This window comes from uncultured Methylobacterium sp. (assembly GCF_964244095.1).
Taxonomy (GTDB): Bacteria; Pseudomonadota; Alphaproteobacteria; order Rhizobiales; family Beijerinckiaceae; genus Methylobacterium.
Genome location: NZ_CAXTHR010000158.1, coordinates 1 through 9,586, shown reverse-complemented (window position 1 = coordinate 9,586; position 9,586 = coordinate 1). Strand labels below are relative to the sequence as shown.

11 protein-coding genes are annotated in these 9,586 nt (G+C 72.3%); 4 read left to right on the top strand and 7 right to left on the bottom strand.

Annotated elements, in window-relative coordinates:
- The 6 genes from ACFE86_RS19060 to ACFE86_RS19035 all read right to left on the bottom strand — a co-directional run.
- On the bottom strand, window positions 1–241 hold a 241-nt coding region (locus ACFE86_RS19060; RefSeq protein ID WP_375456896.1), incomplete at its 3' end, for an efflux RND transporter permease subunit.
- A gap of 111 nt (window positions 242–352) precedes the next feature.
- On the bottom strand, window positions 353–1,483 hold the full coding sequence (locus ACFE86_RS19055) for an efflux RND transporter periplasmic adaptor subunit (RefSeq protein WP_375456895.1): 1,131 nt from the start codon (window positions 1,481–1,483) through the stop codon (window positions 353–355).
- Between the two features lie 97 nt (window positions 1,484–1,580).
- Window positions 1,581–1,901 (bottom strand): rhodanese-like domain-containing protein, encoded by a 321-nt coding sequence (locus tag ACFE86_RS19050; RefSeq protein WP_375456894.1) that lies wholly within the window; start codon window positions 1,899–1,901, stop codon window positions 1,581–1,583.
- A 127-nt stretch (window positions 1,902–2,028) separates the two neighbouring features.
- Window positions 2,029–3,321: a glycosyltransferase family 4 protein gene (locus ACFE86_RS19045; RefSeq protein ID WP_375456893.1), complete on the bottom strand. Its 1,293-nt coding sequence runs from the start codon at window positions 3,319–3,321 to the stop codon at window positions 2,029–2,031.
- 46 nt (window positions 3,322–3,367) lie between these two features.
- A complete protein-coding gene (locus ACFE86_RS19040) occupies window positions 3,368–3,961 on the bottom strand; it encodes a nitroreductase family protein (RefSeq protein WP_375456892.1) in 594 nt (197 codons plus the stop codon).
- Between the two features lie 176 nt (window positions 3,962–4,137).
- A complete protein-coding gene (locus ACFE86_RS19035) occupies window positions 4,138–4,392 on the bottom strand; it encodes a hypothetical protein (protein WP_375456891.1) in 255 nt (84 codons plus the stop codon).
- A gap of 162 nt (window positions 4,393–4,554) precedes the next feature.
- Here ACFE86_RS19035 and ACFE86_RS19030 point away from each other — a divergent pair, with 162 nt between their 5' ends.
- Window positions 4,555–4,839, top strand: coding sequence for a hypothetical protein (locus tag ACFE86_RS19030; RefSeq protein WP_375456890.1), 285 nt, complete (start codon window positions 4,555–4,557; stop codon window positions 4,837–4,839).
- 168 nt (window positions 4,840–5,007) lie between these two features.
- Here the strand turns inward: ACFE86_RS19030 and ACFE86_RS19025 are convergent, their stop codons facing one another.
- Complete coding sequence (locus tag ACFE86_RS19025) at window positions 5,008–5,997, bottom strand: methyltransferase domain-containing protein (RefSeq protein WP_375456889.1); 990 nt, start codon at window positions 5,995–5,997, stop codon at window positions 5,008–5,010.
- Between the two features lie 45 nt (window positions 5,998–6,042).
- Here ACFE86_RS19025 and ACFE86_RS19020 point away from each other — a divergent pair, with 45 nt between their 5' ends.
- Genes ACFE86_RS19020 through ACFE86_RS19010 form a run of 3 tightly spaced genes read left to right on the top strand, consistent with a single transcriptional unit; the run spans window position 6,043 to window position 9,397 of the window.
- Window positions 6,043–7,098 carry a ligase-associated DNA damage response exonuclease gene (locus ACFE86_RS19020; RefSeq protein WP_375456888.1) on the top strand — a complete coding sequence of 352 codons (1,056 nt, stop codon included), beginning with the start codon at window positions 6,043–6,045 and terminating at the stop codon, window positions 7,096–7,098.
- Window positions 7,095–8,933 carry a cisplatin damage response ATP-dependent DNA ligase gene (locus tag ACFE86_RS19015; protein ID WP_375456887.1) on the top strand — a complete coding sequence of 613 codons (1,839 nt, stop codon included), beginning with the start codon at window positions 7,095–7,097 and terminating at the stop codon, window positions 8,931–8,933. Before ACFE86_RS19020 ends, ACFE86_RS19015 begins: the two co-directional genes overlap by 4 nt.
- Window positions 8,930–9,397 carry a secondary thiamine-phosphate synthase enzyme YjbQ gene (locus tag ACFE86_RS19010; protein ID WP_375456886.1) on the top strand — a complete coding sequence of 156 codons (468 nt, stop codon included), beginning with the start codon at window positions 8,930–8,932 and terminating at the stop codon, window positions 9,395–9,397. The genes ACFE86_RS19015 and ACFE86_RS19010 overlap by 4 nt, the downstream gene beginning before the upstream one ends.
- The last annotated feature ends 189 nt before the right edge of the window (window positions 9,398–9,586 follow it).

Genomic DNA, 9,586 nt, shown 5'->3' with positions numbered 1-9,586 from the left:
TCATGTAGAGCATGTTGTCGACGCCGTTGACCTCCTGCTCGATCGGCGTCGCGATGGTGGCGGCCACCGTCTCGGCGTTGGCGCCGGGAAAGCTCGCGCGCACGGTGACCGTCGGCGGCACGATCTCGGGGTACTGCGAGACCGGCAGCGACGTGTAGGCGACGAAGCCCAGGATCAGGAACACGATCGACGTCACCGAGGCGAAGATCGGCCGGTCGACGAAGAAGTGGGCAAAACGCATCGATCAAACCTCTCAGGCCCGCGCCCCTCGCGGAGCCGGCGGCCTGCGTCGTCCATGGCGCCGGGCCGAAGGGTCCGGACCGGCGTTCACGCGCGGAATCTCAGGGCCGTGTCAGGTCTTGCTCATGGGCAGCGTGCTCGATTCCGGCGTGACCTTGGCGCCGGGACGCACGCGGGACGTGCCGTTGACCACCACCGTCTCGTCGCCCTTGAGACCCTCGCGGATCACACGGTAGCCGTCGACCTTGGGCCCGAGCTTGACATCCTTGGCCGAGACCGTCCCATCCTCGGCGACCACGTAGACGACGCGCTTGTCCTGGTTGGCCGCCACCGCCTCGTCCGGGACGAGGATGCCCTGGGCCGGCTTGGTCGCCGGCATCGAGACGGTGCCGAACAGGCCCGGCTTGATGAAGCCGTCCGTGTTGTCGACGGTGGCGCGCAGCAGCACCGTGCCGGTGGCGTTGTCGACGCGGTTGTCGACGAAGTCGAGGGTGCCCTTGCGGGTCGGCCTCGCCTCGCTCGACAGGGCGATCAGGATCGGCACGCCCTTGCCGCGCTGGGTCTCGCCCATGCCGATGCCGAGCGAGCTCTGGTATTTCAGGAACGACTTCTCATCGACGGTGAAACCGAAATAGATCGGGTCGAGAGAGACGATGGTGGTCAGCATCGTCTGGTCGGTGATGACGATGTTGCCCTCGGTGACGAGGCGCCGGCTGATACGGCCGGCGATCGGCGAGCGCACCTCGGAGAAGTCGTAGTTGAGCTGAGCGTTGCGGAGCGCCGCCTCGGCGCTGTCCACGTCGGCCTGCGCGGTCTGCGAGGCCTGGCGCCGCTGGTCGGTGACCTGCTCGGAGATGTTGCCGCCTTTCGACAGGGTCTGGGCGCGCTCCAGGTCGGTCTGCGAGAACGACAGCCGCGCCTTCGACGAGGTCAGGGCGGCCTGCGCCTGCTCCAGCGCCGCCTTGTAGGGCCGCCGGTCGATGACGAAGAGCACGTCGCCCTTCCTCACCGTGGCGCCGTCCTGGAAGTTGATCTTCTCGATGTAGCCGGTCACCCGCGCCCGCACCTCGACGAACTCGATCGGGTCGAAGCGGCCGGTGAACTGGTCCTTCTCGACGATCTCGCGCACCACGGGCTTGGCGACCGTCACCTTCGGCGGCGGGCCGCCCGGCGCCTGGGCGATGGCCGGCGGCGCACCGACGGCGGCGATCACGAGGAGGCTTGCGAGCCGACGCTTGTACATTGATGGTTCCCCAGCGACCGGCCCCGTATGCCTCCGCCCTGCGACGGGTTGTGCGTCACCGCACATCGCACCGTCCGCCGCGCCGGCACGGTCGGCGCTATTCAATCGCTTCACCGGCCGCGGACCAGTCGCGAAACCCGCCCTTGTAGTGCTCCGCCAAGCCGAGCCCGGTGGTCTGCATCGCCTCCAGCGCGTGCACCGAGCGGATGCCGGAGCCGCAGGAGAACACCGGGCGGCGTCCGTCCGCCTCGATCAGCGCGGCGACCGCCGCCGGGTCGAAGGCGGAGAGCGGATGCGTCACAGCGCCGGGAATGTGGCCGTTCTCGTACTCGTGCGGCTCGCGCACGTCGATCACCAGCATCGAGCCCTCCGAGAGGCCCTGCTTGATCGCATCGCGGTCGAGGTCGACAACACGCATCGGCTGGTTCCCTGGGTGGCCGCCCTCTGGCCGCAGCCGGCCGGCAGCGCCCGCGGCATGACGCGCCGCAACGACTGACGCTTTCCCTTATTCGTCAGCCGGGCGCGGCGCAACATCGGCGCCGCGCTCAGATTTCGGTTCGGATTTCGGCGAGCAGCGCGTCCACCGCCGCGAAATGCGCCGCCCAGGTCGGCGCCGCGTAGCCGTCGAGGCGCGCGGCCAGATCCGCCCGGAGCTGCGAGGCCGGGCGGCTCAGGTCCTCGACCGCCCGCATCCAGCCGAGCCCGTCCAGCGGATCGAGAAGGTGCGCGAAGCCGCCGCTGATTTCGCGGTGGACGGCGATGGCGGAGGCGACGACCGGCACGCCCGAGGCCGCCGCCTCGACGATCGGGATGCCGTAGCCCTCCGCGAAGGAGGGCATCAGCAGCGCGGTGCAGCTCCGCGTCAGCGCCGCGAGCCCGTGGGTCGAGAGCCCCGAGACCTCGACCACGTGGTCGCGGATCGCGGCGCAACGCTCCAGCATGTCGACGATGTTCTCCGCCTCCCAGCCGCGCCGCCCGACGAGCACGAGGCGCGGCGTCGCCGGCCCGTGGCGCTCGGCCAGCGCCCGCCAGAGGTGGAGCAGAAGCAGGTGGTTCTTGCGCGGCTCGATGGTGCCGCAGACGAGGAAGGTCGGCCGCTCGGGCGTAAGCCGCGGCCCGGCGCGCCCGAAGGCCGCCTCGACGCCGAGGTGCCCGACCGCGAGCGGCGGCCGGCCGAAGCCGTCGGCGGCGAGCCGCCGCAGGGTGCGCGCGCCGGTGTCGGCGGAGTTCGCGACGATCGCCGCCGCGTGCCGGCCGATGGTCCGCATCCGCACCGCGTGCCGCTCCGCCTCCCCCGGCCTGCCGTATTCGGGATGGGTGATCGGGATCAGGTCGTGGACGAAGAAGACCGGCTTCACGTCGGCGCGGGCGTAGAGCCAGTCGAACCGCTCGGGCCTGTCGAGGCGCAGGTGCGAGGTGTGGACATAGAGGCTGCCGCGGGGAAGCGCCGCGACCGAGGCGGCGCGCAGGGCCCCGAGCACGGCCGCGGCCTGGATGCGGCGGCGCCGGAGCACGCCGGTGCGTCCGGATGTCCGGCCAGCCGCGGCCTCCGCCGGCCGGCCGGCGAGCCGGGCCTCCAGCCGGCGATAGACCGGGTCCTCCCCGGCCGCCACGTCCTCGGTCCAGCCGACTGCGACGGCCTCGACGATTCCGGCGGCTTCGGCCCGGCCGAGGACGCGCGGCCCGAGCGCCGTCGAGACGAGGCCGAACCGTTGGCCCGCGCCGTCGAGCACGTGGCGGGCATAGGCGAGATCGACCCGGTCGATCCCCGACGGGCTCGGATGGCGCAGGCGCGTGACGAGCCGGGTGAGGTCGAAGGCGATCGGCCGTGTCGTCATGATGCTCCAGGGCGCCGTCCGCGGCCGCGCCCGGCCTCGGTCACGCTCAGCCGGCGGGAAAGCCGCCGGCGAAGACGAACTCGGTGATCGGGCGGCGGCCGTTATGGGCCTCCTTGGTGCGCTGCTCGGCGTCGAGGTCGGCGTAGGCGACCGCACGGCCGACCCCGTAGGCCGCCTCGATGGTGTGGTGCTCGGGCACGTTCAGGACGGTGGGCGCCCGCGCACGGTCGAATCCGCCCATGCCGTGGACGTGCCAGCCCTGGCGGTTCGCCTGGAGCTGGAAGGCGAGCGAGGCGGCGCCGGCATCGAGGGAATGGCTCGGGGAAGGCTTGAGATCGTCGCCGGCCTTCATGCGCTCGTTGGAGACGAGGTAGACGATCGCACCGGTGCCGGCCGCCCATTTCTGGTTGGCCGGCACGAGCAGCCCGAAGAACGTCTCCCAGTTCGCGTCGTCGCGCAGCGCGTATAGGAAGCGCCACGGCTGGGAATTGTAGGAGGACGGGGACCAGCGCGCCGCCTCGAACATCCGCATCAGCTCGGCTTCCGGCACCCGTTCGCCGGTGAACGCGCGCGGCGAGCGGCGCTCGACGAAGAGCGGGTCGATCGGATGGTCGGGCCGGCGCGGGTTCTCTGCGGTCACGGGCTTGGTCTCCGGATGGTGCGGCGCGAGGGACCGCCCGCTTTGCACGAGGGACGGGCGTTCCCGCAATCCTCCGGGAGCGATCTTCGTCGAAGGGGACGCTGGTTCGGCGTAAAAGCGCGCGTCGGAACGGAGACCTGGGGCCGCACCCGATCGAACGTGATCGGGTTACGGCTCTAACGCCGCCCGGAAAGCCCGCCCATCCGCGCGAGCCGCCCCTGCTCGACATGCCAGCGCGCCTCGCCGATGGCGTGGGCGAGGTGGCGGATGCGCCAGCGCCGCCAGGGGCCGATCAGCCGGTTGCCGGAAAGCCGCGCCTCGTGGTGGCGCAGCCGCGCCAGCAACCCCGGCAGGCAGGCCGCGGCGGCCTCCCCCGTCGCCACCTCCATCGCCCGGAGCTTCTCCGCCAGATCCGCCTTGTAATCCTGCATGGCGGTGCTCCGCGTCCGCTCCGGTCAAGGACACGAGACTGCCGCAGCGCGCGCACGCGATAAACGCGGCACGCGGGCGCGGGCGGAAACCGGGCCGCGGGCCTGCACGTTCGACGGGAGCCCGGGTGCTGCTCGCCGCACCGAAACGATCGCAGCCTGCCCATGCGGACATCCTTGACCCGAACCCTGGCGTTCGTCCTCCTGCCCGCCGTCCCATTGATCCTCGGGACCGGCGCCGTGCCGGCCGCGGCCCAGGGCGTCGGCTACGTCACGGGATTTCCCGGAAAGGACCCGGCCGGCGACGACGCGATCGGCTGGGGACCGGCCTATCGCCCCGAAACGAGCTTCGCCCAGCCCGGCACGCCGCCGACGCCGGGGCAGCGCGCGGGGGCGGCCTACCGGACCCGCACCGGGCACCGGGTCCACGACCGCTTCGAAGCGGAATGATGCTCAGGACGCCCTTCCAAATCCGTCTGCAGGGATACGTTTTTGGAGCCGTGTCCCATCCTGCTTGCCCGGGCACGGCTCTCGGCATCGGTCCGCAAGGGGGATGCCGCCGCTCCGGGACGCCGGCAGCCGGCATGCGCGCGACCGATCTTCCGGGACGGTCAAGGTTCAATCCGGGGCCGGGCCGGCCGCGACGGGCGGCTTTGCCAGGACGACGATGCGGCCCGCGACGTCCCGGCCCTGCTCACGCCGGATCGCGGCCGGGTGGAGGGACGCGCGGCCGAGGCCCGCCCGCGCCGCCGCGTCCCGCAGGTGGGGGTCGGCATGGGCGTAGCGGGCATCCGGGCCGAGGATCACGCCGTCGCCGTCGTGCGACTGCACGGTGAAGGCGGCCCGCCCGCCGGGCCGCAGCACCCGCGCGATCCCGGCCAGCACAGGACCGAGGTCGGCGACGTAGATGAACACGTCCGCCGCCACGCAGAGGTCGGCGCTGGCCGCCGGCTCGCCATCGAGGAAGGCGCCGATCTCGGCCTCGACGAGGCGCGCGTAGACGCCTTTGCGCCGGGCGAGCGCCAGCATCGCCGGGGCGAGGTCGACGCCGGTGAGCCGCGCGACGCGGGCGCCCAGCGCCGCGCCCATCAGCCCGGTGCCGCAGCCGAGATCGATCGCGTCCGGGTAGCGCCGGGCGCCCGCCGCGTCGAGCGCCGCGCAGACCAGCGCCGGCCCGCGATAGCCGAGGCCCTCGACGAGGTGGCGCTCGAAGCGCCCGGCATAGCCGTCGAACAGCGCCCGGACATAGGCCGGCGACAGGGCCGGCAGGGCGCCGCCCGCGCCGAGGCGGGCGAGGTGGACGAGCGTGCCGAGCGCGTCCTCCGGATCGAGGTCGCGGGCGGTCTCGTAGGCGCGCAAAGCCGCCTGGAACAGCGCCGGATCGGGGGTCTTGCCATGGCACGCCTCCCGCGCCCGGCCGAGCAGGACCCAGGCGGCGGCGAAGCGCGGCGCCCGCTCCAGCGCCTGCTCGGCCATCTCGGCGGCGCCCGCGGCGTCGCCCTCGGCCAAGCAGCCCTCGGCATAGGCGTAGCGGCGGTCGGCCAGGAGGTCGCCGGAACCGGTCTGGCGCATGGTCGCGGATGTCCGGGTGATGGCGGCGGCACGCATGCCCTATATCACCGCCTGCCCCGAATCACCCGCCCGACAGGAACGATGCCGCTCCGCGCCAGCGACCTTCTCACTCTCACCCGCGAAGGCCTGTACTGCCCGCTCGGGCGGTTCCACGTCGATCCGACCTGGGCGGTGCCCCGCGCGCTCGTCACCCACGGGCACGCCGACCACGCGCGGGCCGGCCACGGCCACGTGCTGGCGACGGGCGAGACCCTGCGCATCATGGCCGTGCGCTACGGCGAGACCTTCTGCGAATCGGCGCAGGAGGCGCGGCTCGGCGCGGCGATCCGCATCGGCGACGTGACGGTCCGCTTCGCCCCGGCCGGCCACGTCCTCGGCTCGGCGCAGATCGCGATCGAGGCGCAGGGCGTGCGGGTGGTGGTGTCCGGCGACTACAAGCGCGCCCACGATCCGACCTGCCGCGCGTTCGAGCCGGTGCCCTGCGACGTGTTCATCACCGAGGCAACCTTCGGCCTGCCGGTGTTCCGGATGCCGGACACGGCCGGCGAGGTGCGCAAGCTCCTCGATTCGGTGGCGTTGTTCCCGGAGCGCGCCCACATCGTCGGCGCCTATGCGCTGGGCAAGGCGCAGCGGGTGATGATGCTGCTCCGGCAGGCCGGCTACGACCGGCCGATCCACCTGCACGGGGCGATGGAGCGGCTGACCGACCTGTACAAGCGCGAGGGGTTTCCGCTCGGCGAGACGCCGAAAGTCGCCGCCGCCGACCGGGCAAGCCTGAAGGGCGCGATCGTGCTCTGCCCGCCCTCGGCGATCCAGGACGTGTGGTCGCGAAAGTTCCCCGATCCGGTGACGAGCTTCGCCTCGGGCTGGATGCGGGTGCGGGCGCGCGCCCGGCAGAAGGGCGTCGAGCTGCCGCTGGTGATCTCGGACCACGCCGACTGGCCGGACCTGTGCCGCACCATCCGCGAGACGGGCGCGGGCGAGGTCTGGGTCACGCACGGGCAGGAGGACGCGCTGGTGCACTGGTGCGGGAGCCAGGGGATCGCCGCCAAGCCGCTCCACCTGCTCGGCTACGGCGACGACGGCGAGGCCGAGCCCGCCGAGCCCTCGGACGTCGCGGCGGAGGCGGCCGCGTGAACGCCTTCGCCCACCTCCTCGACCGCCTCGCCTACGAGCCGCGCCGCAACGCCAAGCTCCGCCTGCTGCAGGATTACTTCACGAAGACGCCCGACCCGGAGCGCGGCTACGCGCTCGCCGCGATGACCGGCGCCCTGAGTTTTCGCGAGGCCAAGCCCGGGCTGATCCGTGGGCTGGTCGAGACGCGGATCGACCCGGTGCTGTTCCGGCTGTCGCACAACTATGTCGGGGATCTGGCGGAAACGACGGCTCTGATCTGGACGCCGCGCGACCCTTCCCCCTCTGCGGGGGAGGGTGGCCCTCGCGTCAGCGAGGGTCGGGAGAGGGGAGCGACAGTGCCTGACATGGCGCTCCCCTCTCCCGACTTAGCTCGCGGCCCACCCTCCCCCGCAGAGGGGGGAGGGGATGCGCGCGGAGGTCCGGGCCACAACAACCCGCCGCCGCATGTCCCGACCCTGGGTGAGGTGGTCGAGACCCTGGCCGCCACCAGGAAGGCCGACCTGCCGCGCCACCTCGAAACCTGGCTCGACGCGCTCGACGAGACCGGGCGCTGGGCGCTCCTGAAGCTCGTCACCGGCAACCTGCGCGTCGGCGTCTCGGCGCGGCTCGCCAAGACCGCCGTCGGCGCGCTCGGCGGCCACGAGGCGGATGCGGTGGAGGAGGTCTGGCACGGGCTGGCCGCCCCGTTCGAGACGCTGTTTGCCTGGGCGGAGGGGCGCGGGCCCCGGCCCGAGACCCTGAACCCGGCCCCGTTCCGGCCGCCGATGCTGTCGCACCCGATCGAGGAGGAGAGCGATTTCGACAAGCTCGCGCCCGGCGACTTCTCGGCCGAGTGGAAGTGGGACGGCATCCGCGTGCAGCTCGTCGGCGGCCTCGATCGAGAGGGCCGCCAGATCACGAAAATCTACTCGCGCACCGGCGAGGACATCTCCGGAGCGTTTCCGGATCTCATGGAAGCCGTCACCTTCGCCGGCACCCTCGACGGCGAGTTGCTGATCCTGCGCGAAGGCCGGGTGCAGAGCTTCAACGTCCTGCAGCAGCGCCTCAACCGCAAGGCGGTGACCGCCGGGCTCCTGGAGGAATTCCCGGCGCACGTGCGCGCCTACGATCTGCTGACCGCCGCGGGGGAGGACCTGCGCGGGCTGGCCTTCACGGAACGGCGCGCCCGGCTGGAGGCGTTCGTCGCCACCCTCGACCACGCCCGCATCGACCTGTCGCCGCTCGTCTCCTTCGGATCGTGGGCGGATCTGGCCGCCGCCCGCGCCGACCCGGCCTCGGTCGGGGCCGGGGGCGATGCCGACGCGATCGAGGGCGTGATGCTGAAGCGCCGCGACAGCGCCTACCTGCCCGGCCGGCCGAAGGGGCCGTGGTGGAAGTGGAAGCGCGCGCCGCACCTCATCGACGCGGTGATGATGTATGCCCAGCGCGGGCACGGCAAACGCTCGTCGTTCTACTCCGACTACACCTTCGGCGTGTGGCGCGATGGCGAGGCCGGCCCCGAGCTCGTGCCGGTGGGCAAGGCGTATCACGGCTTCACCGACGCGGAGCTGGCCAAGCTCGACCGCTACGTCCGCAACCATACGGTGAAGCGGTTCGGGCCGGTGCGCGAGGTCGGCTACGGGATGGAGGGGGGATTGGTGCTGGAGATCGCGTTCGAGGGGGTGCAGCGGTCGACCCGGCACAAGTCCGGCGTCGCGATGCGCTTTCCTCGCGTCAGCCGCATCCGCTGGGACAAGCCGGCGTCCGATGCCGACCGGATCGATCTCCTGGAGCGCATCCTGGCCCGCGGCGAGCGCGAAGCGATGCCCGGCGCGATCCTGGAGACGACCGGATGAAGCAGGGCAGCCTGGGCAGGGTCGAGGGGTTGTATTCCGGCGAGGTTCGGCGGCAGGCGGGCGCCCGGCTGACGATCGCGACGCCGGGGCGGGGCTTCACCGAGTTCACCCCGGCGGTGGCCGCGTTCGTGCGCGACAGCGGCGTCGCCGACGGCCTCGTCACGGTGTTCTGCCGGCACACCTCGGCCTCGCTGACGATCCAGGAGAACGCCGACCCGGACGTGCTGGCTGACCTTCTGACTGCGCTGGACGGGCTCGCCCCGCGCTATTCCGATTACACGCACGGCGCGGAAGGCCCCGACGACATGCCGGCCCACATCCGCACGCTGCTCACCGATTCGGCGCTGACGATCCCGGTGATCGACGGGCGGCTGGCGCTCGGCACGTGGCAGGGCGTCTACCTGATCGAGCACCGCGACCGGCCGCACCGGCGGGAGATCGTGCTGGCGTTGGTCGGGGCTTGAGGCGGACGGGTCACCGCCCGAACAGGTCCGCGTGGGTTCCCGCGCGGACGAGCACGATGAGACCCGTGCAAGCCGTCTCGTCGAGCTTAGCATCATTGCGCGAAGTGGCCGCCGGTTCGCGCGAAAAAATGATGCGGCACCAAAGAGATCGAAGCAGGCATTCGTGGACGAGGCCACGAATGCCTGCTT